Origin of the sequence: Rhizobium mongolense subsp. loessense (assembly GCF_900099775.1) — a bacterium.
Classification (GTDB): Bacteria; Pseudomonadota; Alphaproteobacteria; order Rhizobiales; family Rhizobiaceae; genus Rhizobium; species Rhizobium loessense.
Map to the genome: position 1 here is coordinate 247739 of NZ_FMTM01000006.1, position 24297 is coordinate 272035.

The following is a 24297-nucleotide window of genomic DNA, read 5'->3' on the forward strand; positions in this document are numbered from 1 at the left end:
ACAGAGGAAAGCTAAGCCGATGAAAAGGACCAGCCTTATACTCTTTGCGCTCATGTTCGCGGTCGAACCTTCATTCGCAATCGAGCGGTTGAATGCCGGCTCGACGACCTGCGCCGCCGCTCAGCGGATTATCGCCCGCGATGGAGCGGCCATCCTGCGTTATCCGTCTGAGACAGTACCCGGTATGACGCTTTACAAACGGTACGTGCGTAACAAGGCCCAGTGCGACAGCGATGACGAAGCCGCGCCGACATCAGTCAAGACCGCTGACGAGCCACGATGCCGGCTGGCGCGTTGCCGATCATCCTCACACAATCAATCGACGTCAGGTTCCCGATGACAAGTGTTGCCTTCGTTGAACGGATCCGGCGATCGGCAAGAAATGACACTCCACCCCTACGTCCTTCGTGGATGAAGTTGCAGAACCAGCCATCGAGGTTCTATCCAGGCGAATAGGCAATCGTCGTTGCCGGCCAGAAACTGGGACTCAAGGAAGTCGACGACGGCAATTGGCTCGTCAGCTTCATGCATTATGATCTGGGATATGTCGACCTGGAGCAGAGGACCTTGCAAACCATCGACAACCCGTTCGGCACGAGGTTGTCACCCATGTGTTAGGTACGTTTTGTTACCTATGTTTCCGGGCTGGAAGAATTTTTGGAGCGGGCGAAGGGATTTGAACCCTCGACCCCAACCTTGGCAAGGTTGTGCTCTACCCCTGAGCTACACCCGCTCAATCCGCATCAGTCCGGGGTAGTTGTTGGACCGTGGGCTGCCACCTTGCGGCGACGGGCGCTATATGGCCCAATCGATTTTCAAATGCAACAGGGAAATCACGCAAAGGCCAAGAAAAATTCCACGACTTCAGAAGCTCATTCGCAAACTGCCGCAAATTCAGGGATAAGCGTCGATGCCGAACATTGCAAAACACGTTCCTCCGACTTAATCAGGGCAGCTTATCTCCTTCTTTGCGCACGGATGCCGCGATGACTGAAGCCACGCCGAAAAACAAGAACGATCTTTTCGCCTTCCTTGACGGGCTCGGCATCGCGCATAGCACGCATGAGCATGCTCCGGTCTTCACCGTGGCCGAATCGGTGTCGCTACGCGATGCTATTCCCGGTGGGCATACAAAAAACCTTTTCGTGAAAGATAAGAAGGATCAGTTCTTCCTGTTGACGGTCGAGGAACATGCCGTTGTCGATCTCAAGACCGTGCATGGGCTGATCGGAGCCGCCAGCAAGGTTTCGTTCGGCAAGGCGGAAAAGCTGATGGAATATCTTGGCGTGATCCCCGGCGCGGTCACCGCCTTTGGCGCAATCAACGACATGGACAACAATGTGACCTTCGTGCTCGATGCGGACTTGATGAAGGAGGACATCGTCAATTGCCATCCGTTGTCCAACGATGCGACGACGTCGATTGCAAGCGCAGATCTTATTCGCTTCATGGAAGCGACCGGCCATAAGCCGCTTGTCTTGAAAGTGACGTCCTGACATACGATTTTAGCGCTAGAAAAAGCCGGGCAACCGGCATGGCGGGAGATACCAATGAGCGGCAGCGATAATTCTTACAGCAATTCCTTCGGCAGCCAGATGTCGGCAACGGCGAACTTCGGTTCGGCGCCGCAGCCGGCGGCAGGCGGCGGACATATCAAGGATACGACAACCGCCACTTTCACGAAGGACGTCATCGAGGAATCGCGCAATCAGCCGGTGCTCGTTGATTTCTGGGCGCCTTGGTGCGGCCCGTGCAAACAATTGACGCCAGTGCTCGAAAAGGTGGTCAATGAAGCGCAAGGCCGCGTGAAGCTCGTGAAGATGAATATCGACGACCATCCGTCGATCGCAGGTCAGCTTGGGATTCAGTCGATCCCGGCTGTGATCGCTTTCGTCGGCGGCCGCCCGGCCGATGGTTTCATGGGTGCCGTGCCGGAAAGCCAGGTTCGCCAGTTCATCGACCGCATCGCCGGTCCTGCTGATGCGGATCAGGCGGCGGAGATCGAAGGGGTGCTCGAGGAGGCCGCGGGGCTTCTTGCCGCGGGTGACGTCAACGGTGCCGCGCAACTCTACGGCGCTGTCATGCAAGCCGATCCGGAAAATGCCAAGGCGCTTGCCGGGATGGCCGAATGCATGATTGCCGCCAACCAGCATCAGCGCGCTCGCGAAGCGCTGGCTGATCTGCCGGACGAGCTTGCCAAGGACGCCGGGATTCAGGCCGTCATCACGAAGCTCGATCAGATCGACGAAGCCCGCAAGCTCGGTGATCCAATCGCCCTGGAAAACGACCTTGCGGTCGATCCGGATAACCACGATGCGCGCATGAAGCTTGCCAAGATCCTAAACGTCGAGGGAAAGCGCGACGAGGCGGCCGAGCATCTGCTCCATATCATGCGCAAGGACCGGACCTTCGATGACGACGGCGCACGCCGCCAACTCCTGCAGTTCTTCGAAGTCTGGGGCTTCAAGGATCCAGCAACGGTGTCCGCGCGGCGCAAGCTTTCGGCGATGCTCTTCTCGTAACTTTCAAGACCTTGCCCTTGCGTTTTTGGGCAAGGGCACCACATTTCAGAGGCAGGACAGGGAGCACCGTTTTTCTCCTGCCGCTTGGTTGTGGGACAAGTTTTGATGCAAGTCGGGAATGCAAGATATTTAAAGCCCGGCGATCTGCCAGATTCGATCGCCGTCTTTCCTCTGACTGGCGCTCTGCTCCTGCCCACGGGACAGCTTCCGCTGAATATTTTCGAGCCGCGTTATCTCGCGATGTTTGACGCCGCGTTGGCTGGCAACCGGCTCATCGGCATGGTCCAGCCGGCGCTTGGCGACAATGATTCGACGGCGGGCGACAAAAGCGGTGAACCTCATCTTGCTCCCGTCGGCTGCATCGGGCGGATCACCTCTTTCGCTGAGACGGGCGACGGGCGCTATATCGTTTCACTGACGGGCGTTTGCCGTTTCCGCCTGCTTGGCGAAAAAATGACGCATGAGCCGTTCAGAAGCTTCCGCATCGCTCCCTTCATTTCCGATCTCTCCGCGCGCGATGAGGAAGATGCCGTTGATCGTGGCGCTTTGCTTTCCGCTTTCAGGGCCTATCTCGATGCGAACAAGCTGGAGGCCGACTGGGAAAGCGTCGAGCGCGCCAGCAATCTGACGCTCGTTAATTCGCTTGCGATGATGTCGCCGTTTGGCCCTGCAGAAAAGCAGGCTCTGCTGGAGGCTCCCGATCTCAAGACCAGGGCAGAAACCCTGATCGCAATCACTGAAATCGTGCTCGCGCGGGTCTTCGGTGACTCGGATACCGTTTTGCAGTAAATCATCGGGTATGGACGAAAAACTCAGTCGTGTTGACCCGAAACTGCTTGAGCTCCTTGTTTGTCCGCTCACCAAGGGCACGCTCCGCTATGACCGCGAGCACAACGAACTCGTCTCGGAAAAGGCGCGCCTAGCCTATCCGATCCGTGACGGCATCCCGATCATGCTGGTGTCAGAGGCGCGGCGGCTGGACGATTAGATCGTCTCGCCTGCCAAAAGCCGCGGATTGTTCCTGGCCGCGGTACCGGCCGCCTGCCCGATGAAGAAGGACTTGAGGCTCGGGATCCTGTCGACGATGCCCAGGCCGACGTCGCGGGCAATGCGCACCGGCATCACGTCATTGGAGAACAGCCGGTTCAGCACGTCGGTCGTCACTCCCATGCGGAATGTATCGAAGCGGCGCCAAGTCTGGTAGCGCTCGAGGATATTGATCGAGCCGATATCGAGCCCGAGCCGGTCGGCCTCGACGATGGTTTCTGCCAATGCTGCCACGTCCTTGAAGCCGAGATTGAGGCCTTGGCCGGAAATCGGGTGAATGCCGTGGGCTGCATCGCCTGCAAGTGCAAAGCGCGGCGCCACGAAGGCGCGGGCGAGCGTGAGGCCGAGCGGGAAAGCGCGCCTTTCGCCAATCACCTTGAGCGCGCCGAGCTTGTGGCCGAAACGGCGCTCCAGTTCCTCTTCGAAAATCAGGTCGTCGCCGGCGACAAGCCGGTCGGCATCGTGGGCGCGCTCGGTCCAGACAAGGGAAGACCGGTTGTTGGTGAGCGGCAGGATCGCAAAGGGACCGGAAGGCAGGAAATGCTCTTCGGCGCAGCCATTGTGCGGCCGCTCGTGCTCGACGGTCACTACGATGCCGGACTGGCCGTAGTCCCAGCTGACCGTCTTTATGCCCGCCAGATCGCGGAGCTTCGAGCGCACGCCATCACAGGCGACGAGCAAGCGTGATTCCAGTGCGCTGCCGTCGGACAACGTCACGGAGATCCGGTTTTCTTCCGTCTTCAGGCCGGTGGCGCTCAGTCCATGCCGGATTTCGATACCGAGCCGGTCGCAGACGCCGCGCAACGCGCGGACCAGGACGGCGTTCGGGATCATGTGTGCGAAAGGGCGGCCATCTTCCACTTCACCATCGAAGGTGAGGAAAACCGGGCGGACCGGGTCGGCGGTCCTCGAATCGGTCACGATCATCTTGGTGATCGGCTGAGCTTCAGACTGGATTTCCCCCCAGATGCCGAAGACCTCCAGCATCTTCGTGGCCGCGGCGATGATTGCCGATGCGCGCATATCCTTCTGCCAGACATACTCGGGCGCCGCTTCAACGACCACAACATCGAGGTGGGGAGCTGCCTGCTTGACGGCGACCGCCGCGGAAAGGCCGACGTAACCTCCGCCAACAACCAGCATGTCCTGCATCGCCCGCTCTCCGCGCCTTGTGATTACAATGATGATCTATATAGATCATCGCATCCCCACTTCCTACCGTTGGGAGCTGAACAAATGATGGAAGACGCGGCCAAACCCACAGCCATGGAAACGCTGCTCGAAACGCTCGATCTCGAGCCGATCGAAGTCGATATTTTTCGCGGCCGCAGTCCGCAGGTCGGCTGGCAGCGCGTCTTTGGCGGACAGGTGATCGGTCAGGCATTGATGGCTGCCCAGCGGACAATTGAGACAGAGCGCTTCGTTCACTCGCTGCATGCTTATTTCATGCGTCCGGGCGATCCTTCCGTACCGATCGTCTACCAGGTGGAGCGCATCCGTGACGGAGCGAGCTTCAACACGCGCCGGGTCGTGGCAATCCAGCACGGCAAGGCAATTTTTGCACTCTCGTGCTCCTTCCAGATCGAGGAACCGGGTTTCGATCATCAGATCGTGATGCCCGATGTCCCAATGCCGGAAAGACTGCTCGGCGAACAGCAGATCAAGGAGCAGTATCTCGCGCATGCGCCGGCGGCTGTGCGCAAGTACTGGGAGCGCGAACGGCCGATCGAAATCCGGCCGATCTCCTTGATACACTACTTTTCCGACAAGAAACTCGACCCCCGCCAGGACGTCTGGGTGCGCGCGACAGGGCCGGTCCCGGACAACCGGCTCTATCAAGCTGCTGTGCTTGCCTATCTCTCCGACATGACGCTGCTCGATACCTCGCTCTATGCTCACGGGACGTCGATCTTCGACCAGAGCCTGCAGGTTGCGAGCCTTGACCATTCCATGTGGTTTCATCGGCCCGATAAACTTGAGGATTGGCTGCTTTACACACAAGATAGTCCATCGGCTTTTGGTGCTCGTGGTCTCACGCGCGGTAGCCTTTTTTCCCGGTCGGGTGTTCTGATTGCGTCAGTCGCGCAGGAAGGTTTGATTCGGAAAAAGGCAAATGAATAAAAAATGTGCAAATTTGCGAATTTGGGCATTATTTGGGCGGTTGTCGCTACGTCATTTGCCTCTTAAATAGCATCGTTCATTATACTCGTTACTTTTCAATAACTTATAATCTGCTCGAAACTGGCACGCCCTTTGAATGTAGATCCCCAGTCGCTGTTCGTGAACGTCAGCGGCAAGGAGAGTCGGCTCCGCGCCGAGGATAACGAAGGATGGGAAAAACCAGATGAAAATTGTGATGGCCATTATCAAGCCGTTCAAGCTCGATGAGGTCCGCGAAGCCCTCACCGCGATCGGCATCCAGGGCCTGACCGTGACCGAAGTGAAGGGCTACGGACGCCAGAAGGGACATACCGAAATCTATCGCGGTACGGAATATGCGGTCAGCTTCCTGCCGAAGCTCAAGATCGAAATCGCAGTCGCATCAGAAATCGTCGACAAGGCCGTCGAAGCCATCGCGTCGTCGGCCAAGACCGGTCAGATCGGCGACGGCAAGATTTTCGTCTACTCGATCGACCATGCCGTCCGTATCCGCACGGGCGAAACCGATACCGAAGCGCTGTAAGAACGGCCGAGCAAGGAGCTTTATTCCAATGTCAATTTCGAAGTTTTCTTCCACATTTGCGCGGCTCGGGGCTGCGTCTGCCGCGCTCTTAGCGCCGGTCGTCGCCTTTGCGCAGGAGACCGCGCCGGCTGCTGCCGACGCCGCGGCTGCGGCGGCTCCGGCCTTCACCATGGATAAGGGTGACAATACCTGGATGCTCGTGTCCTCGGCGCTCGTGCTGTTGATGACCATTCCCGGCCTGGCTCTCTTCTATGGCGGCCTCGTGCGCGCCAAGAACATGCTCTCCGTGCTGATGCAGGTCTTCATGATCACCGCCGTTGTGTCCCTGATATGGGTCACCTACGGCTACTCGCTGGCCTTCACCGACGGCGGTTCGCTGAACAGCTTCATCGGCGGTTTCTCCAAGGCCTTCCTTGCTGGCGTCAACACGTCGTCGCTCGCCGAGACCTTCACGAAGGGCGTCGCCATTCCGGAATATACCTTCATCGTGTTCCAGATGACGTTTGCCTGCATCACGCCGGGCCTCATCGTCGGTGCGTTTGCCGAGCGCATCAAGTTCTCCGCCGTCATGCTGTTCGTTGTCCTGTGGGTCACCTTCATCTACTTCCCGATGGCGCACATGGTCTGGTTCTGGGGCGGTCCGAGCTCCTACAGCTCGCCATCCGGCCTGATCTTCTCCTATGGTGCAATCGACTTCGCCGGCGGCACGGTCGTTCACATCAATGCCGGTATTGCCGGCCTTGTCGGCGCCATCATGCTTGGCAAGCGCACGGGCTATAAGAAGGAAATCATGGCTCCGCACTCGATGACGCTCACCATGGTCGGCGCATCGCTTCTGTGGGTCGGCTGGTTCGGCTTCAACGCCGGTTCCAACCTCGAAGCCAACTCCTATGCCTCGCTCGCGATGATCAACACCTTCGTCGCAGCGGCTGCTGCCGCTGTTTCCTGGTGCATCGTCGAAACCTTCGCCCGCGGCAAGGCTTCCATGCTGGGTGCCGCTTCGGGTGCTGTTGCCGGTCTCGTTGCCGTTACGCCGGCAGCAGGCTTTGCAGGTCCGATGGGCTCGATCGTTCTCGGCCTGATCGTTTCGCCGGCCTGCTACTTCTTCGTCGACGTCGTGAAGAACAAGTTCAACTACGACGACAGCCTGGACGTCTTCGGCGTGCATTGCGTTGGCGGCATCATCGGCGCCATCGGCACCGGCATTCTCGTCAACCCGGCTCTCGGCGGCGCAGGTATCGTCGACTACTCGACGCCGGACTTTGCAGCATCCTACGCCGGTACGGCAACCCAGGTCTGGGCTCAGCTAAAGGGCGTCCTGACTACCCTCGTCTGGTCGGGCGTCGGCTCTGCGATCCTCTACAAGATCGTCGACCTCATCGTCGGCCTGCGCGTAACCCCGGAGGCAGAACGCGAAGGCCTCGACCTGTCGACCCATGGCGAAGCCGCCTACCACTCTTCTTGATCGCAGGGATAGCGGCGTCCGCCAAAGGGCGCCGCTGAACAGCCCGTCGCGGCCTATCGAATTTTACATAGGCTGCATCTTGGCCCGGACCCTAGGTTCGGGCCTTTTTATTTGCCGGCCCTGCTTGTCCAGTCTCTCATGGTTAACATCGCTTTAACCCTCCTTTGATTAGGTGGGGCGGACGCATATTGCGTGGCGACGCCTCGGCGATTCGCGCGCTCAGCATTGGACGGGTTGGGTATATGGCAAGAAGCACGTCGCCGGTGATTGATAGCCGGCCGGACCGTTTCTCCCTCTCAGGGTTCGTGTTCCGGCAGGCGCAGGCCCTCCTGGGCTTTGCGATATTCCTGCTATTGGCGCTCGCGGTCGCGGCACTCGCGACATGGAACGTCACAGATCCAAGCTATTCCTACGCGACCGGCAATCCGCCGGCAAACGTCCTGGGATATGGCGGCGCCGCCTTTGCTGACCTCGCGATGCAGTTCTTCGGCCTTGCAAGCGTCGTGGCGCTGTTGCCGGTCGTCGCCTGGGCCTTGGCATTGATTTCAGGCCGCCGCATGAGCCGCATTCCTCAACGGGCCGGCGCCTGGGCTCTCGGCTCGATCCTTTCGTCTGCCGTGATCGGCTGCTTCCCACCGCCGCTGACATGGCCGATCCCGAACGGCATCGGCGGCGTCATCGGCGATATGATCCTTCGATTTCCGGCTCTCTTCGTCGGCGCCTACCCGAGCGGTGCGTTCGCTACGGCTGTGGGCTGCGTGTTCGCGCTGCCCACCGCCTGGATGATGCTCTTTGCTGCCGGCATCGTCGGCCGCACGGAAGCTGAAGAGGATGAGGGCGATGCACTCGCGGCCATACCTTCCAAGGCCCGCTCTGTTGGTGATGCCGACGAGGATGAGGACGACGAAGACGGCGGCTGGCTTGCATTCGGAGCGCTGACACATGCCTGGTATATGAGCCAAGCGCGGATGCGCCGCATCCTCGGCATGGCGCCACGCAAGCGCCGCCAGAGCGATTTCGAATCGCCCTACGACTTCAACGATGACGAATTCGGTACGCTGAACGAGCCCGTCCGCGCCAAGGCGCCGGCAGGCCGCAGCGAGCGCCTGGAGCCGTCGATGGAACCGCGCGTCAGTTCGCCGCGCCGGGTCGTCTCTGCCCCCTCGATTTCGCTCGACGACGATGATGGCGAAGTGCCATTCGATAGCGACATGCCTCCGCGTCCGGCCGATATTCTGCCGGATGACGATGAAGATGACTGGATAATACGTGCGCCGGCAAAAGCCGCCGGCGGCAAGCCCGAGCCGCGCGTCGTGCCGCAGATCGCCCGTCCGAAGCCCGGTGCCCGCATCGAACGCGAACAGCAGGGTTCCTTCATTCGTCCGGAAGGTTTCCAGCTTCCCTCGATTCATCTGCTCGCCGAACCAAAGAATGTCATCCGTGACTCATCGCTTTCCGCCGATGCGCTGGAGCAGAATGCACGCATGCTCGAGGGCGTCCTGGAAGACTTCGGCGTCAAGGGCGAAATCATCCATGTCCGCCCTGGCCCAGTCGTCACACTTTACGAGCTCGAGCCGGCCCCGGGCATCAAGTCCTCACGCGTTATCGGCCTTGCCGACGACATTGCCCGTTCCATGAGCGCGATCGCCGCCCGTGTCGCTGTGGTCCCTGGCCGCAACGCGATCGGCATCGAATTGCCAAACTCAACGCGTGAAACTGTTTACCTGCGCGAGCTGATCGCATCGCGTGATTTCGAAGGTTCGAAGGCGAAACTCGCCATGGCACTCGGCAAGACGATCGGCGGCGAAGCCGTCATCGCCGATCTTGCGAAGATGCCCCACCTGCTGGTTGCCGGTACGACAGGCTCCGGTAAGTCGGTTGCCATCAACACCATGATCCTCTCGCTGCTCTACCGTCTGACGCCGGAACAGTGCCGCTTGATCATGATCGATCCGAAGATGCTCGAGCTCTCGGTCTATGATGGCATTCCGCATCTGCTGTCGCCGGTGGTCACCGATCCGAAGAAGGCTGTCGTCGCGCTCAAATGGACCGTCCGCGAGATGGAAGAGCGCTACAAGAAGATGTCGAAGATCGGCGTCCGCAACATCGACGGCTTCAATGCGCGCGTCGAGCAGGCGCTGGCCAAGGGCGAGGCTATTTCCCGAACCGTTCAGACAGGCTTTGACCGCCACACCGGCGAAGCGATGTACGAAACCGAGGAATTCGACCTGCAGCCGATGCCCTACATCGTCGTCATCATCGATGAAATGGCCGACCTCATGATGGTCGCCGGCAAGGATATCGAAGGCGCAGTCCAGCGTCTGGCGCAGATGGCGCGCGCCGCCGGCATTCACGTCATCATGGCGACCCAGCGTCCGTCCGTCGACGTCATTACCGGCACCATCAAGGCGAATTTCCCGACGCGCATCTCCTTCCAGGTCACGTCGAAGATCGACAGCCGCACGATCCTTGGCGAGCAGGGCGCCGAGCAGCTGCTCGGCATGGGCGATATGCTCTACATGGCTGGCGGCGGGCGCATCCAGCGCGTCCATGGTCCCTTCGTGGCTGATATGGAAGTCGAGGAGATTGTTTCCTATCTGAAGACCCAGGGCGCACCGCAATATCTCGATGCGATCACCGCTGATGACGACGAGGACGATGATTACGGCGGTCCGGCGGGGACGTCCAATCTGGCGGATTCCGACGATCCCTATGATCAGGCAGTCGCCATCGTGCTTCGCGACGGCAAGGCCTCGACCTCCTACATCCAGCGCCGTCTCGGCATCGGTTACAACCGCGCCGCATCCTTGATCGAACGCATGGAGCAGGAAGGCGTCATCGGACCTGCAAACCACGCAGGCAAGCGCGAAATCCTGGTTCCGACCGAAGGCGATATCCTCGATCGCTAGAGGCTGAAAAAATCTGCCGGGGCAATGACTTCACGGAAACCTGATCGCCTCGGAAACGTTACCTTCTGCAGCGATGCTTCTGCGCCTTGAAGACGCCGCCTTTCGGCAGCATGCAGGTCGCATCATAGGAGACCTAGATGACCAACTCCGATTTCCATTCCAGTGGCTTGCTGCTGAACCGCCGTCACCTTCTCGGCGCCATGGCTCTAGCGGCTGTTTCGGCTGCAGCGCCGTTCGACGCCTTCGCGCAGGCAGCGGCCGGCGGTTCTTCGACGGCACAGGCGATTGCCAACCATTTCTCCAACGTAGCCACCATGCAGGGCGAATTCGTGCAGTTCGGACCGCGCGGCGAGCAGACGGGCGGCAAATTCTTCATTGAGCGTCCCGGCAAGCTTCGCTTTAACTACGACGATCCGTCGCCGATCCGGGTGATCTCCGATGGTAGGAATGTTGCGGTCGGTAACCTGAAGCTGAAGACCTGGAGTCTCTATCCGCTTTCCAAGACGCCGCTCAGCCTGCTGCTTGCACGCAGGATCAACCTGTCGGACGGTTCGGTAAAGAGCGTGAAGGAAGAATCGGACCTGACGACGATCGCGCTTGGCAATAAGACGATCTTCGGAAATTCGACGATCACGATGATGTTCGATCCGAAGACCTACGATCTGCGTCAGTGGACGATCACCGATAATCAGGGCAAGGACACGTCCGTAATGGTGTTCAATGTGAGGACCGGCGTTCAGTTTGATCAGAAGGTCTTCAGAGTGCCGTACGAAAGCATTCCAGGTACTGCCGCTTCCCGTGACTGATGCCATATGACTTTCTGTGAAAAACGTCCGGTGAAAGCCGGGCGTTTTTGCTTGTGGACGTTCCATCCACAGCGCCTTTGCTCTAAGGCCTTTTCAGTCTCGTTGAAAGGCAATGGCATGAGCTTCTCGATCACCACCTGGAACATCAATTCGGTGCGGTTGCGCATGCCGATCGTCGAGCAGTTCGTCCTCAAGCATAGGCCGGACATCCTCTGCCTGCAGGAAACCAAGGTTCCGAACGAGCTCTTTCCGGCGGCCCCTTTGCGCGCCATGGGTTACGAGCACATCATCGTGCATGGCCAGAAGGGCTATCATGGCGTCGCTATCGCCTCGCGCATCCCGCTCCAGGAGGATCATCGCCTTGACTACGGAAATGTCGGCCACGCGCGCCATATCTCGGCGATCTTCGAACGTGGAAGGCGCCGCGTCCGGCTGCATAATTTCTATGTGCCCGCCGGCGGCGACGAGCCGGACCCGGCCATCAATCCGAAGTTCGCCCACAAGCTGGATTTCGTCGAGGAAATGAAGCTCTTGAAAGCCAACGGCGAAGCGAATACCTCGGCAATCCTCGTCGGCGATCTCAACATTGCGCCGCTCGAGCATGACGTCTGGTCGCACAAGCAGATGCTGAAGATCGTCAGCCATACGCCGATCGAGACCGAGGGTCTGCTTGAGGCGATGAAGCGCGGAGCCTGGCTTGATCTCATGCGCCAGCACGTGCCGTCGCACGAGAAGCTCTATACCTGGTGGAGTTACCGCGCCAAGGACTGGGAGGCTGCCGATCGCGGCCGCCGCCTCGATCATATCTGGTCGTCATCGGACCTCGGCCCCCTGCTCCAGCGCATCGACATCCTGAAGGAGGCTCGCGGATGGGATCGTCCGTCCGATCACGTGCCGGTGACCGCGCATTTCAACCTCTGAAACCTACGAAAAGCGGTGAAGCTGTGCGCTCGCCCGTGTCGCCAATTCCGCGATGTTGTCGCGAATGCGACTTTCTATGATGCGGGCCGCATCCGGATACTCCTCGATCAGCCTGTAAAACAGCGCTCGCGTGATGCGGATGACGCTGGAATCCTCCCGCGCCACGGCCGTGAATTTTCGCTCCACCAGCGTTACCAGAGCGAGTTCGGACAGTAATGTGCCCTGGCCTGCGATGTGCGCGACCTTGGGATGGCCATCTGGGCCCGCCGTGCTGAGCTCCAGCGCGCCGCTGGCGACGACATAAGCGCTTTCCGCCGGCGATCCTTCTCGGAAAAGCATCTGCCCGGTGGAAATCAAACGCCGGTCGGCGCCGAAGGCGATCAGCCGCAACTGGTCGGCGGACATGCCACTGAAGAGCGGCTGCTGCGAAAGCATGTTGATATCGTCTGTCAGCGCCATGCGGCTCTTTGCCCTAGGGTACGATCTTGTAGCCGCCGTTTTCCGTTACCAGGATTTCGGCGTTCGAGGGATCGCGCTCGATCTTCTGGCGCAGGCGGTAGACGTGCGTTTCGAGCGTATGGGTCGTCACGCCGGAATTGTAGCCCCACACTTCTTCGAGAAGGACGTCCCGGGTAACCACCTTCTGTTCCGCGCGATAGAGATAGCGGATGATCGCCGCTTCCTTCTCCGTCAGGCGAATCTTCTGGCCGTTTTCGGTGGTCAACAGCTTCTGGCTGGGCTTGAAGAGATAAGGCCCGACTGTGAAGGTCGCGTCCTCGCTCTGTTCGTGCTGCCGGAGCTGGACGCGGATGCGCGCCAGAAGTACCGAGAAGCGGAACGGCTTGGTGACATAGTCGTTGGCGCCGGCTTCCAAACCGAGGATCGTATCTGAATCCGTATCGTGTCCGGTCAGCATGATGATCGGCGCCTTGAAGCCACCCTTGCGCAGTAGCTTCACGGCTTCGCGTCCGTCCGTATCCGGCAGCCCGACATCCATGATCAGCAGATCGACGGGCGTGTTGCGCGCAGCTTGTATGCCCTTGCCGGCCGTCGCCTCCTGCAGCACCGTGAACTCATCGTAGAGCGCAAGCTGCTCCGTCAGGGTTTCGCGAAGGTCGTTGTCGTCATCCACCAGTAGAATGGTGCGTGCGGTCATGCGGTTCTGTTCCTCAGATTCCGTCTCATCAAGTCCTACGCCATATTTCGATCGCTGGCAAAGACCGGGAGATGTGCTGTTGCCGGGCCAGGGCCGATGTGATTTCAATCGAAGTCCCAAGCAAAACAAAAACATGTGAGAAAAATGGAGAAAACAAGGCGAAGCGCGAGAACGGTATCATCCACCATTATTGTGCGTCCGGCGCCCGGCAGGCAAAGCCGCGCACTGGTTCAATGCGGGCCCTTTGTCTTTCCCGCCGCAATCGGCCGTTGCGGCCGCACCATCTTGAAGCGCGAGGGCGACGGTGCAACGCCGATTGCTTCAATGAAGCTGCTTTACGGTTTTTGCCGCGGCGAACGTCCGAGCCGCCTCGAAACGCCGCTCTCGCTCCGCCGCATCCGTCAGGACATGCTCTGGTGCGATCAGCCCGGCGATCCGAACTACAATCGCCTCGTCAGAGCGCCCTTCCGTCCAAGCCATGAAGAGTTGAAGCGCAAGGACGGACTCTACGACATATGTCTCGTCATGGATTGGAATATCACATCCCGCGCCCGCAATCGGGGATCGGCCATCTTCTTCCATCTCATCAGGCCGGACTATGAGCCGACAGCCGGTTGCGTCGCAGTCCATCCGCGCGACATGCGCCGGCTTTTGCCGCACATGCGCAAGGGGACGGTCGTACGCGTTCTCTGAGGTATCAGGGGTGATAATCTGCACACCGTCTCCTATATCCGTTTTGACCGGCGCTCAGGCTGAATGGCATGCCGGGAAATCCGCTTGCGGATTCAATTTCATGCCCCTCCAATCCTTCAAACTTCCGGAGATATATTGTGGCCAATCAACCCATCATCACTTTCCATGACGGACATTCCATTCCCCAGGTCGGCCTTGGCGTATGGCAGACGCCACAGGACGTCGCGGCTCCGACAGTCCGCAAGGCCCTCGAAGCCGGCTACCGCCATATCGACACGGCTTCGGGCTACGACAACGAAGAGGGTGTCGGCGAGGGCGTGCGTTCCTCCGGTCTCGACCGCAAGGATGTTTTCATCACGACAAAGCTTCGTAACACCGACCAGGGCTATGACAGCACCCTGCGCGCCCTCGAGGGCAGCCTGAAGAAGCTTGGCACCGAATATGTCGATCTCTACCTGATCCACTGGCCGTCGCCGCACCGTGGACTCTATCGCGAAACCTGGAAGGCCTTCGTCAAGATCAGGGAAGAAGGCCGTGCTCGTTCGATTGGCGTCTCCAACTTCTATCCGGATCATCTGGATCACATCATTGGCGATACCGGCGTGGTTCCGGTCATCAACCAGATCGAACTCCACCCGGATTTTCAGCAGAAGGCGGCGCAGGACGCGCACCAGAAACTGAATATCGTTACCGAATCCTGGAGTCCGCTCGGTCAGGGAAAATTCATCGCCAACCCGGTTATCGGTGAAATCGCCAAGAAGCACAGCAAGACACCGGCGCAGGTCATCATCCGCTGGCATATCGATAGCGGTCTTGTCGTCATCCCCAAGTCGGTGACGCCGTCGCGCATTGAGGAGAACTTCAAGGTATTCGATTTCAAGCTCGATGCCGGGGACATGGCAGCGATCGCCAAGCTTGACGACAGGAATGCCCGCATGGGACCCGAGCCCTATACGGCAACGTTCTGATCAAGAGACCTTCCGTCTCCTCCTTTATCATTGCGGGAGGAGGAGACGTTTGCTCACGTGAGTTCACGCGGTGTCACGAAGCACTCGAGACGTCCGCTTCCCGGCGATATATCCGCCCAGCTATTCGCCTCGAACGCGATGATCGCCATGCCGGCAGTGGGGAATTTCTCCTTCAAGCGTTTACAAGCCTCCGGATCGCCGTTGCCGATGAGATTGTTCGCGAGGTCCTGAAAACCGGGATTGTGTCCGACAAGCATGACCGTTCGAACCGACGGCTCAAGCTTATGGAGGAGGCCGACAATGCGCGTTGCCGAGGCTTCGTATAAATCCGGCACGTCGCGTTCCACAGTCGAGGTAGAAAGTTTTTTCGCTACACGCTTCCATGTTTCCTGCGCGCGCCGCGCCGTCGACACCAAAGCGAGATCCGGGAAAAGTTTTTCGCGCGTCATATAGGCGCCGATCAAGGGCGCAGCCTTTCGCCCGCGCTTCGCAAGCGGGCGGTCATGGTCTGCGACATCGTCCGGCCAAGCGGATTTTGCGTGGCGCAGAAGAAAAAGGCGAAGGTACTTCCGCGAAGGCTTTCTTGACGCATTCATTCCGCTCACCTGAAAAGGGCAGAGGCCATTGTCTCATCGAATGCGCGTCTTGTCTTCTTAAGATGCCTCCCTCTCGGTCCAAGAGGGAGGCAATATCCGTCAGTTCCACTCGCGGATATCGACGAAATGGCCAGCGATTGCAGCAGCGGCAGCCATGGCCGGCGAAACGAGGTGCGTGCGGCCCTTGAAGCCCTGACGGCCTTCGAAGTTGCGGTTGGACGTCGAGGCGCAGCGCTCGCCCGGCTTCAGGCGGTCGTCGTTCATGGCGAGACACATGGAGCAGCCCGGCTCACGCCAGTCGAAACCGGCCGCCTTGAAGATCTTGTCGAGACCTTCGGCTTCCGCCTGTTCCTTTACGAGTCCGGAGCCGGGAACGATCATCGCGTTGACGGTCGAGGCAACGGTCTTGCCCTCGACGACCTTGGCAACTGCTCGAAGGTCTTCGATACGGCCGTTCGTGCAGGAACCGATGAAGACGCGATCGATGTTGATCTCGGTGATCGGCGTGCCAGGCTTCAAGCCCATGTAGTCAAGCGCGCGCCACTTGGAGGCTCGCTTGGTTTCGTCCTGGATCTCGTCCGGGTTCGGAACGACCCCCTGAACCGAGACGACGTCCTCCGGCGAAGAACCCCAGGAGACGATGGGCGGCAGTTCGGAGGCGTTGAGCTTCACGATGCGGTCGAAATGTGCGCCTTCGTCGGACTTCAGCGTCTTCCAGTAGGCAATCGCCTGTTCCAGAGCCTCGCCTTTCGGCGCGCGCGGCTTGCCCTTTATGTACTCGAAGGTCGTATCGTCGGGCGCAATCAGGCCGGCGCGGGCGCCGCCTTCGATCGACATGTTGCAGATCGTCATGCGGCCTTCCATCGACAGCGCACGGATCGCTTCTCCGGCATATTCGATGACGTAGCCAGTACCGCCGGCCGTGCCGATTTCGCCGATGATGGCGAGAACGATGTCCTTGGCGGTGACGCCGGCCGGAAGCTTTCCGTCGACCTGCACCAGCATGTTCTTCGCCTTCTTCTGGATAAGCGTCTGTGTCGCCAGGACGTGCTCGACCTCGGACGTGCCGATGCCGTGGGCGAGTGAGCCGAAGGCGCCGTGCGTAGACGTATGGCTGTCGCCGCAGACGATCGTCATGCCCGGAAGGGTGAAGCCCTGTTCCGGCCCGATGATGTGCACGATGCCCTGACGCTTGTCGTTCTCGGAGTAATATTCGACTTTGAACTCGGCAGCGTTCTTGGCAAGCTGTTCGACCTGTATGCGGCTCTCCTCGTTCTTGATGCCGAGATGGCGATCAGGCGAGGTCGGAACGTTATGATCGACGACGGCAAGCGTCTTTTCGGGAGCACGAACCTTGCGGCCGGTCATCCGCAGACCTTCGAACGCCTGCGGAGAGGTCACTTCGTGGACCAGGTGGCGGTCGATGTAGAGAAGACAGGTGCCGTCTGCCTGTTCGTCGACAAGGTGGTCGTCCCAGATCTTGTCGTAAAGGGTACGCGGTGCGCTCATGGCATTTCAGTCCGTTTTTGAATGCAATGGGAAAAGGAATAGGCGGCAAGGCCCGCCGGCCATCATTCGATCAACGAAGTCGGCTGTTGAGCGCACCGGAAACGGTCGCAAAGAAGCGTGCCGGCAGGCGATAATGATCCTGCAGCACGAAAATATGCGCGCCAATGCACCTGAACTTGCTTTCCATGGGCCTGCATATAGCGATTTTTCTCGGAAACGGCAATTCGAATCATGTGAGCGCTACCGGCTGTGAGCTTTGCGCATGCGCTGCTCGATCTGCCGCAGTGCGAGCGACAAACCAATCGTCAGGATCAGGTAGATATAGGTGACGATCGAATAGGTCTCGAAGAAGCGGAAGGAGCCGGAGGCGTAGACCTTGCCCATCTGCGTGATGTCGGAAACGCCGAGCACGGAAACGAGGGAACTGTCCTTCACCATCGAGACGAAGTCGTTCGAAAGCGGCGGAAAGATGACGCGGATCGCCTGCGGAAAGACAACCAGCCGGAAGCGATGGTAGCGCGACAGGCCCAGCGCCTTTGCCGCTTCGATCTGACCCTGGTCGACCGATTGGATGCCGGCGCGGAAAATCTCGGCAATAAAAGAGGAATACCCGATCATCAAGGCGATGATCGCACGCCACATCAGTGAAAGGTCACGCACCAGGATCGGTTCCGCCAATCCGGCTTTTACAAATGGCGTGATCAGGAAATTATAGGCGGCGACAATGCCCGGAGCGCCGACAAAGGCCACATAAAAGAGCAGCACGAGCATCGGGATGCCGCGGATGATCTCGATATAGAAGCGGGATGCTTGGCGCAGCGCGACGCTATCGGAAAGTCCGAGAAGAGCGATGCCGAGACCAAGCAATGTCGCCAGCGCAAAGGCGACCAACGTCACGAAGACGGTGACCCATACGCCGTTGACGACGGTGCGGAAGACCTGCGCATAGACGCCGTTGGTGACGATGACGATCGCAAGGATGACGCCGATCGCAGCAAGGGCGACCAGCCACCACGGATAGTCGCCCTTGAGATTTCCGGCAGGAGAAGGCTGCAGGGCCATCAGCGGCTGACCTGGATCATTCGCCCATCTTGTAGTCGAGGAACCACTTCTTGTTCAGTGCGTCGAGCGTGCCGTCGGCTTTCAATGAGGCGATCGCGGCGTTGACGGGGGTTACGAGATCGGAACCCTTCGGGAAGATGAAGCCGAAATCTTCGGTGCCGAGCGCGCCGCCGATGACCTTGAGCGTGCCGTTCGAGGCATCGACATACCCCTTCGCCGCAACGCTGTCCGTCAGTACGACATCGACATCTCCGGCCTTGAGCGCCTGGACCGTCGCGCCGAAGGTTTCGAAGAGCTTGATACGCGGATTCTGCTCGTTGCCGTCAAGAATTTCATAGACGGCCGTATAGAAAGGCGAGGTGCCCGGCTGCGCGCCTACGAGGCCTTCCTTGAACTCACCGAAGGTCTTCGCGTCCGTGAAGCGGCTCTCATCGGCCCGGACCAGCATGAATTGCTGCGAGCGCATATAAGGATCGGAGAAATCCACTTTCTGCTTGCGGTCGTCCTTAATGGTGATGCCGGTCATGCCGATGTTGTACTGATCGTCGGAGACGGCCTGGATCATCGCGTCCCAGCTGGTGTTCTGATATTCGACCTTGAAGTTCAGCCGCCTGGCGATCTCGTTCATCGCGTCATATTCCCAGCCGATCTGCTTGCCGGATTTGGGGTCGACGAATTGCAGCGGCGGATAGGCATTCTCGGTCACGACGACCACCGTCTTGCCGCCAAGATCCGGCAGATCGGCACCAAGGGCCGCCAATGGCGAAAGAACGAGCGCGGCGAGGCCTGCAAGAATGGTGCGGCGGAACGGCATCAGAAATCTCCAATGAAATGTGGCTTGGCGAAATTGTCATAGTTGCGAAGCACATGGCAAGAGCATCTGCCCCGATGCCGGTGGCCCAAAACAGAAAAAGGCGGCCCAAAGACCGCCTTCTCATGCAAAAAATTTGCGTTCCCAGGGCTTATTCTGCCGTGGGCTCTGCAGCGGCTGCAGCTTCAGCTGCTGCCTTCGCTTCTGCGGCTTCGGCTGCTGCCTTTTCGGCTGCGAGAGCCTGAGCTGCTGCAACCTTTTCGGCTTCGATCCGTGCCTTTTCCTCGGCAACAGCAGCGCGCTCGGCGTCGTTGAGCTTGCGGGCGCGGGTGCCGGTGTTCTCAACGATACGGGCGGACTTGCCGCGACGGTCGCGCAGGTAGTAGAGCTTCGCACGGCGGACCTTACCGCGGCGAACGACTTCGACACTTTCGATCATCGGAGAATAGATCGGGAATACGCGCTCGACGCCTTCGCCGTAGGAAATCTTGCGGACCGTGAAGTTTTCCTGCAGGCCGCCGCCGGAGCGGGCGATACAGACGCCTTCATAGGCCTGAACGCGGGTGCGGTTGCCTTCCGTAACCTTGACGTTGACGCGGAGCGTGTCGCCCGGGGAGAATTCCGGAAGCGTGCGCTTGGCTTCGATCTTGGCGGCCTGTTCGGCCTCGAGCTGCTGAATGATGTTCATCGTCTTAACCTTTGGTTCTTCTGAAACAGCCAGAGCGCTCGACACGTGATCCTTTGGGATTGCCTCGGGATTTTGCCCTTCGCGGGCGGGAGCGGTTTCGCCATTCTTTGTTTGCTGGCAGACGGGGCTAGCCCCATTTCCGCGTGCGCTACTACACGAAAGCCTGGGCCTTGTCATCCCTTGGACGACATTTTTGTAAGGCTAAGACACGGATTTTCCGGCTTTCAGTCTTTCAGAAGGTCCGGCCGCCTTTCCTTTGTCAAGGCAACCGCCTGCTCATGTCGCCATTTTTCGATGGCGCCGTGATTGCCCGACGTCAGGATCGCTGGAATTTCGCGGCCTTCCCATTCCTGCGGCCGGGTGTAGTGCGGATGCTCCAACAACCCGTCTTCGAAACTCTCATGCAGGCCGGAAAGATCATTGCCCATGACGCCTGGCAGGATGCGCACGATCGTGTCGAGAACGACCAAGGCGGCGGGCTCGCCGCCCGAGAGCACGTAATCGCCGATCGAAATTTCTTCAAGCTCCCGCGCATCGATCACCCGCTGATCGACACCTTCGAAACGGCCGCAGACGATGATCACGCCCTGGCCCGACGCAAGCTCGCGCACCCGTTCCTGCGTCAGCGGCTTGCCGCGCGGGCTCATCAAAAGCCGCGGACGAGGATCATTTTCGCAAGTGTTGTCGATCGCACGCGCCAACACGTCCGGCTTCAGCACCATGCCAGCGCCCCCGCCTGCGGGCGTGTCGTCGACGGTGCGGTGTTTATCGGTCGCAAAATCCCGAATCTGCACGCTATCCAGCGACCATTGCCCGCGCTCCATCGCCTTACCGGCGAGCGAATAGCTCAGATGCCCCGGAAACATTTCCGGGTAGAGTGTCAGGACGGTCGCCCGGAAACCCATGGCAATCTCACTTCTTTTTCTTCGGTTTGCCGGAGGCGAGCTTGGAGATTTCCTGCGGATCATCGACAAGTCCCGCCGCCAGCGGATCGATCAGGATTGTGCCGTCTTCGAGATCAATTTCGAGAACCGATGCTTCGGAGAAGGGGATGAGCACGGGGCGCTTGCCCGGTCCCTTAAGCTCGAGCAGGTCGCCCGCGCCGAAGTCGAAAACGCCGGTAATGGTGCCGTAGCTGACGCCTTTGTCGTCCACTGCCTCCAGCCCTTCGAGATCGGCATAGAAGAATTCGTCTTCCTCCAGTTCGTCGTCGGGCAGGTTGCCGCGTTCGATGTAGAGCTCCAGGCCGTTGAGCGCCTCGGCCGCATTGCGGTCGTTGATGCCACGGAAGCGAACGACGACGACATTCTTCATCTCGCGGATTTCGAGGATTTCGAAGGTCCGCCCGTCCATACTGTGCAAATGACCATAGTCGCCGAGTGCCGTCGGATCGGCCGTATAAGCCTTGGCGCGCACTTCGCCGCGGATGCCCTGCGCACCGCCGATCGTTGCCATCAATACGGGGTTTTCAAGCTTTGTCATGGGGCCCTTCATGTGAAGCCGGAAATCTGGGTTCTCATAAACGAAGTCTGCCGGAATGAAAATGAAAACGGGCGGCATGTCGACATGCCGCCCGTCCGACCTGGATATGATCCCGGGATTATTCTGCGGAAGCGGCGGCTTCAGCTGCGTCGGCAGCTTTCTGAGCCCTCTCGGCAGTGCGTTCCTGAGCCTTCTTGCCCGGCTTTGCTTTTTCCGGGTTGTTCTTGGCCTCGCGCTTTGCAACGCCGGCTTCGTCGAGGAAGCGCAGAACGCGGTCGGTCGGCTGCGCGCCGTTGTCGAGCCAGTGCTTGACGCGCTCGGCGTTCAGTTCAACGCGCTTTGCGTCATCCTTGGCGAGCATCGGATTCCAGGAGCCGAGCTTTTCGAGGAAGCGGCCATCGCGCGGCGAACGGGCGTCGGCAACAACAACGTGATAATACGGGCGCTTCTTGGAACCACCGCGGGCGAGACGAATTTTCAGTGCCATGTCATTTACTCCTTAGGCTTTTCTTGACCGCTTCGTGAGGCGGTATTGGTTCATTTTGCGGCGGCGCCTTGTTCAGCGTGATCCGCAGCGATCTGCTCATGATGCCGGATGACTTCCGTGATGACGAAGTTCAAGAACTTCTCGGCGAAATCCGGATCCAGATGCGCATCTTCGGCAAGCTGCCGAAGACGGGCGATCTGGTATTCCTCGCGCGCCGGATCGGCCGGCGGCAACTTGTACTTGGCCTTCAAAACGCCGACCTCTTTGGTGCAGCGGAAGCGTTCGGCCAGGATGTGAACGAGCGCGGCGTCGATATTGTCGATCGACTGGCGGTAGCTCGAAAGCTGGGCTTTGACGTCTGGATCAATCATGGGGCAGGCGATCCTTTCACTTCTTCTTCGGCAATCCGGGCAGCCCCGGGAAACCACCGCCGAGACCCGGAAGCTTTGCGCCGCCAAGACCTGGCAAGCCGCCACCTAAACCGGGCATGCCCCCACCCGGCTTTCCAAGGCCCGCCGCTTCGGCCTGCTTCTGAAGTGCCTCCAGCTGCTTGGGGTCGATATTCGAAAGATCAGGCATTCCGCCCATCCCACCCACGCCGCCAAGGCCCATCTTGCCGGCAAGACCTCCCATCAGCTGCTTCATCATGCCGCCTTTGCCCTTGCCGCCCATCATCTTCATCATGTCCGCCATCTGGCGGTGCATCTTGAGCAGCTTGTTGATGTCGGCAGCGTCGGTGCCGGAGCCGGCGGCGATCCGCTTCTTGCGGGAATGCTTGAGGATGTCAGGGTTGGCGCGCTCAGCCTTCGTCATCGAAGAGATGATCGCAAGCTGGCGGCCGAAGAGGCTGTCATTCAGGCCGGCGGATGCCATCTTGTCCTTCATACCGGCCATGCCGGGCATCATGCTCATGATGCCGCCCATGCCGCCCATCTTCTGCATCTGGCGCAGCTGGTCGGCGAGGTCGTTGAGGTCGAATTTTCCCTTGGCCATCTTGGCGGCCATGGCAGCCGCCTTTTCGGCATCGATATTTTCCGCCGCGCGCTCGACGAGCGAGATGATATCGCCCATGCCAAGGATACGGTCTGCGATGCGGCGGGGATGGAATTCTTCCAGCTCGCTCATCTTTTCGCCGACGCCGATCAGCTTGATCGGCTTGCCGGTGACGGCGCGCATAGAGAGAGCCGCACCACCGCGGCCATCGCCGTCCATGCGGGTGAGCACGAGTCCGGTGATGCCGACGCGCTCGTCGAAATTGCGGGCCAGATTGACGGCGTCCTGACCGGTCAGTGAGTCCGCGACGAGCAGGATTTCATGCGGGTTCGACTTCTTCTTGATGTCGGCCATTTCGACCATCAAGGGCTCATCGATATGCGTACGGCCGGCGGTATCGAGGATGACGACGTCATGGCCGCCGAGCTTGGCTGCCTGCACGGCGCGCGCGGCGATATCCGTCGGTGACTGGCCGGCGATGACCGGAAGCGTGTCGACATTGGTCTGGGCGCCGAGCTGGCGAAGCTGCTCCTGGGCTGCCGGACGGCGTGTGTCGAGCGATGCCATCAGCACCCTCTTCTTCTCGCGCGTCGTCAGGCGGAGGGCGATCTTCGCCGTCGTCGTCGTCTTGCCGGAGCCCTGCAGGCCGACCATCATGATCACGACGGGGGCGGCAGCGTGCAGATCGACACCGGCGCCTTCGCCGCCCAGCATCTCGATCAGCTCGTCATGAACGATCTTTACGACCATCTGGCCGGGCTTGATCGATTTCAAAATCTCTGCGCCGACGGCCTTTTCGCGCACGCGATCGGTGAAGGAGCGTACGACATCGAGTGCAACGTCGGCTTCCAGCAATGCACGGCGAACCTCGCGCAGCGCTGCGGAAACATCGGCTTCCGAAAGCGCGCCACGGCCTGTCAGTCCATTCAGAATGGATCCAAGACGGTCCTGGAGGTTTTCAAACATCGGCTCTTCCTTGATACGTTTCGGGCAGGATTGGTATGCCCGGAAACGTCGTGCTTTTCGTTGGCGAAAACAAGACGCAAAGCCAAAAAGCACCCGAGGGCGCATCGCGCTGTCGGGTGTGGACCTCCGGGATCTCTTTATACCTTTATCGGGTCCCGGTCGGCGGCTCGAGTCTTGAAGCTCGTCACAGAATGAGCGGCGGTAAACAGGAAAGTGCGGATAAAGTCAAGAGAATGCGGAAAAATGACCGCATTGCCGGCTTGCGAAGCCCTCGGTGCCGCTTGTGTAATCTCAAGTGACACGGTCAAAAGTGCCGCCTCCATGAGTTTCGCCTCCATGAATTTCATTGTGTGAAAAAACGTGGCAGCCATGAGCGGCAATTGGGATTTCTGGATCGATCGCGGCAGCACCTTCACGGGTGGCCCGGACAGCTCCTTGACCGACCACAAGCTACTCTTTGGAATCCTGAAGCAATCGCAATCCGCCCGTTTAGGGCATTGGCGATGTGCTCGGCCTTAGGACCGGGGTCGCGC

The 24297-nt window shown here is 59.5% G+C and carries 27 protein-coding genes and 1 tRNA gene; 13 read left to right on the top strand and 15 right to left on the bottom strand.

Annotated elements, in window-relative coordinates; genetic code table 11:
• Positions 1-19: 19 nt before the first annotated feature.
• Positions 20-340: a hypothetical protein gene (locus tag BLP23_RS33260; protein WP_139187093.1), complete on the top strand. Its 321-nt coding sequence runs from the start codon at positions 20-22 to the stop codon at positions 338-340.
• Between the two features lie 318 nt (positions 341-658).
• On the opposite strand, the gene BLP23_RS20475 is transcribed toward BLP23_RS33260, so the two are convergent.
• Positions 659-733, bottom strand: a tRNA-Gly gene (locus BLP23_RS20475).
• A gap of 253 nt (positions 734-986) precedes the next feature.
• On the opposite strand from BLP23_RS20475, the gene BLP23_RS20480 reads away from it, so the two are divergent.
• The 4 genes from BLP23_RS20480 (at position 987) to BLP23_RS20495 (ending at position 3510) form a co-directional block, all read left to right on the top strand.
• Entirely contained in the window at positions 987-1496 is a 510-nt protein-coding gene (locus BLP23_RS20480) for a prolyl-tRNA synthetase associated domain-containing protein (protein ID WP_092586669.1), read from the top strand.
• Between the two features lie 54 nt (positions 1497-1550).
• Positions 1551-2522 (top strand): thioredoxin, encoded by a 972-nt coding sequence (trxA, locus tag BLP23_RS20485; RefSeq protein ID WP_092586670.1) that lies wholly within the window; start codon positions 1551-1553, stop codon positions 2520-2522.
• A gap of 105 nt (positions 2523-2627) precedes the next feature.
• Positions 2628-3311, top strand: coding sequence for an LON peptidase substrate-binding domain-containing protein (locus BLP23_RS20490; RefSeq protein ID WP_074069980.1), 684 nt, complete (start codon positions 2628-2630; stop codon positions 3309-3311).
• 10 nt (positions 3312-3321) lie between these two features.
• Positions 3322-3510, top strand: coding sequence for a Trm112 family protein (locus BLP23_RS20495; RefSeq protein WP_039846422.1), 189 nt, complete (start codon positions 3322-3324; stop codon positions 3508-3510).
• On the opposite strand, the gene BLP23_RS20500 is transcribed toward BLP23_RS20495, so the two are convergent.
• The gene (locus BLP23_RS20500) at positions 3507-4721 is read right to left on the bottom strand and encodes a ubiquinone biosynthesis hydroxylase (RefSeq protein ID WP_092586671.1); all 1215 of its coding nucleotides are present in this window, start codon (positions 4719-4721) and stop codon (positions 3507-3509) included. The genes BLP23_RS20495 and BLP23_RS20500 overlap by 4 nt on opposite strands.
• 84 nt (positions 4722-4805) lie before the next feature.
• Between BLP23_RS20500 and tesB the strand changes: the two genes are divergently transcribed.
• The 6 genes from tesB to BLP23_RS20530 all read left to right on the top strand — a co-directional run bounded on the left by tesB (position 4806) and on the right by BLP23_RS20530 (position 12353).
• A complete protein-coding gene (tesB, locus tag BLP23_RS20505; RefSeq protein WP_092586672.1) occupies positions 4806-5690 on the top strand; it encodes an acyl-CoA thioesterase II in 885 nt (294 codons plus the stop codon).
• A gap of 223 nt (positions 5691-5913) precedes the next feature.
• On the top strand, positions 5914-6252 hold the full coding sequence (locus BLP23_RS20510) for a P-II family nitrogen regulator (protein ID WP_027511789.1): 339 nt from the start codon (positions 5914-5916) through the stop codon (positions 6250-6252).
• 28 nt (positions 6253-6280) lie between these two features.
• Positions 6281-7717, top strand: a complete 1437-nt coding sequence (locus BLP23_RS20515; RefSeq protein WP_092586673.1) for an ammonium transporter — start codon at positions 6281-6283, stop codon at positions 7715-7717.
• Between the two features lie 242 nt (positions 7718-7959).
• The gene (locus BLP23_RS20520) at positions 7960-10626 is read left to right on the top strand and encodes an FtsK/SpoIIIE family DNA translocase (protein WP_092586674.1); all 2667 of its coding nucleotides are present in this window, start codon (positions 7960-7962) and stop codon (positions 10624-10626) included.
• Positions 10627-10763: 137 nt separating this feature from the next.
• Positions 10764-11432 (top strand): outer membrane lipoprotein carrier protein LolA, encoded by a 669-nt coding sequence (locus BLP23_RS20525; RefSeq protein ID WP_022717334.1) that lies wholly within the window; start codon positions 10764-10766, stop codon positions 11430-11432.
• A 117-nt stretch (positions 11433-11549) separates the two neighbouring features.
• Positions 11550-12353 carry an exodeoxyribonuclease III gene (locus BLP23_RS20530; RefSeq protein ID WP_092586675.1) on the top strand — a complete coding sequence of 268 codons (804 nt, stop codon included), beginning with the start codon at positions 11550-11552 and terminating at the stop codon, positions 12351-12353.
• A gap of 3 nt (positions 12354-12356) precedes the next feature.
• On the opposite strand, the gene BLP23_RS20535 is transcribed toward BLP23_RS20530, so the two are convergent.
• Both BLP23_RS20535 and BLP23_RS20540 read right to left on the bottom strand, forming a co-directional pair.
• The gene (locus BLP23_RS20535; protein ID WP_092586676.1) at positions 12357-12812 is read right to left on the bottom strand and encodes a cyclic nucleotide-binding domain-containing protein; all 456 of its coding nucleotides are present in this window, start codon (positions 12810-12812) and stop codon (positions 12357-12359) included.
• Positions 12813-12825: 13 nt separating this feature from the next.
• Entirely contained in the window at positions 12826-13509 is a 684-nt protein-coding gene (locus BLP23_RS20540; protein WP_039846414.1) for a response regulator transcription factor, read from the bottom strand.
• A 144-nt stretch (positions 13510-13653) separates the two neighbouring features.
• Between BLP23_RS20540 and BLP23_RS20545 the strand changes: the two genes are divergently transcribed.
• Positions 13654-14202 carry a L,D-transpeptidase family protein gene (locus BLP23_RS20545; RefSeq protein ID WP_092586677.1) on the top strand — a complete coding sequence of 183 codons (549 nt, stop codon included), beginning with the start codon at positions 13654-13656 and terminating at the stop codon, positions 14200-14202.
• Positions 14203-14339: 137 nt separating this feature from the next.
• Positions 14340-15170, top strand: coding sequence for an aldo/keto reductase (locus BLP23_RS20550; RefSeq protein WP_092586678.1), 831 nt, complete (start codon positions 14340-14342; stop codon positions 15168-15170).
• Positions 15171-15223: 53 nt separating this feature from the next.
• Here BLP23_RS20550 and BLP23_RS20555 read toward each other — a convergent pair whose 3' ends face one another.
• The 11 genes from BLP23_RS20555 to BLP23_RS34650 all read right to left on the bottom strand — a co-directional run bounded on the left by BLP23_RS20555 (position 15224) and on the right by BLP23_RS34650 (position 24213).
• The gene (locus tag BLP23_RS20555) at positions 15224-15766 is read right to left on the bottom strand and encodes a SixA phosphatase family protein (RefSeq protein WP_092586679.1); all 543 of its coding nucleotides are present in this window, start codon (positions 15764-15766) and stop codon (positions 15224-15226) included.
• Positions 15767-15865: 99 nt separating this feature from the next.
• On the bottom strand, positions 15866-17275 hold the full coding sequence (leuC, locus tag BLP23_RS20560) for a 3-isopropylmalate dehydratase large subunit (RefSeq protein WP_092586680.1): 1410 nt from the start codon (positions 17273-17275) through the stop codon (positions 15866-15868).
• Between the two features lie 240 nt (positions 17276-17515).
• Entirely contained in the window at positions 17516-18337 is an 822-nt protein-coding gene (locus BLP23_RS20570; protein WP_092586682.1) for an amino acid ABC transporter permease, read from the bottom strand.
• A gap of 16 nt (positions 18338-18353) precedes the next feature.
• Positions 18354-19151 (bottom strand): transporter substrate-binding domain-containing protein, encoded by a 798-nt coding sequence (locus BLP23_RS20575; RefSeq protein WP_092586683.1) that lies wholly within the window; start codon positions 19149-19151, stop codon positions 18354-18356.
• Positions 19152-19299: 148 nt separating this feature from the next.
• On the bottom strand, positions 19300-19836 hold the full coding sequence (rplS, locus tag BLP23_RS20580; protein ID WP_028739972.1) for a 50S ribosomal protein L19: 537 nt from the start codon (positions 19834-19836) through the stop codon (positions 19300-19302).
• Between the two features lie 224 nt (positions 19837-20060).
• Positions 20061-20741: a tRNA (guanosine(37)-N1)-methyltransferase TrmD gene (trmD, locus tag BLP23_RS20585; RefSeq protein ID WP_092586684.1), complete on the bottom strand. Its 681-nt coding sequence runs from the start codon at positions 20739-20741 to the stop codon at positions 20061-20063.
• A 7-nt stretch (positions 20742-20748) separates the two neighbouring features.
• Positions 20749-21318 carry a ribosome maturation factor RimM gene (gene rimM, locus BLP23_RS20590; RefSeq protein WP_028739973.1) on the bottom strand — a complete coding sequence of 190 codons (570 nt, stop codon included), beginning with the start codon at positions 21316-21318 and terminating at the stop codon, positions 20749-20751.
• Positions 21319-21436: 118 nt separating this feature from the next.
• A complete protein-coding gene (gene rpsP, locus BLP23_RS20595) occupies positions 21437-21805 on the bottom strand; it encodes a 30S ribosomal protein S16 (RefSeq protein ID WP_022717347.1) in 369 nt (122 codons plus the stop codon).
• A 50-nt stretch (positions 21806-21855) separates the two neighbouring features.
• The gene (locus tag BLP23_RS20600; RefSeq protein ID WP_022717348.1) at positions 21856-22176 is read right to left on the bottom strand and encodes a chorismate mutase; all 321 of its coding nucleotides are present in this window, start codon (positions 22174-22176) and stop codon (positions 21856-21858) included.
• Between the two features lie 16 nt (positions 22177-22192).
• Positions 22193-23764, bottom strand: a complete 1572-nt coding sequence (gene ffh / locus BLP23_RS20605) for a signal recognition particle protein (protein WP_092586685.1) — start codon at positions 23762-23764, stop codon at positions 22193-22195.
• Between the two features lie 137 nt (positions 23765-23901).
• On the bottom strand, positions 23902-24213 hold the full coding sequence (locus tag BLP23_RS34650; protein WP_233426773.1) for a hypothetical protein: 312 nt from the start codon (positions 24211-24213) through the stop codon (positions 23902-23904).
• Positions 24214-24297 lie beyond the last annotated feature (84 nt).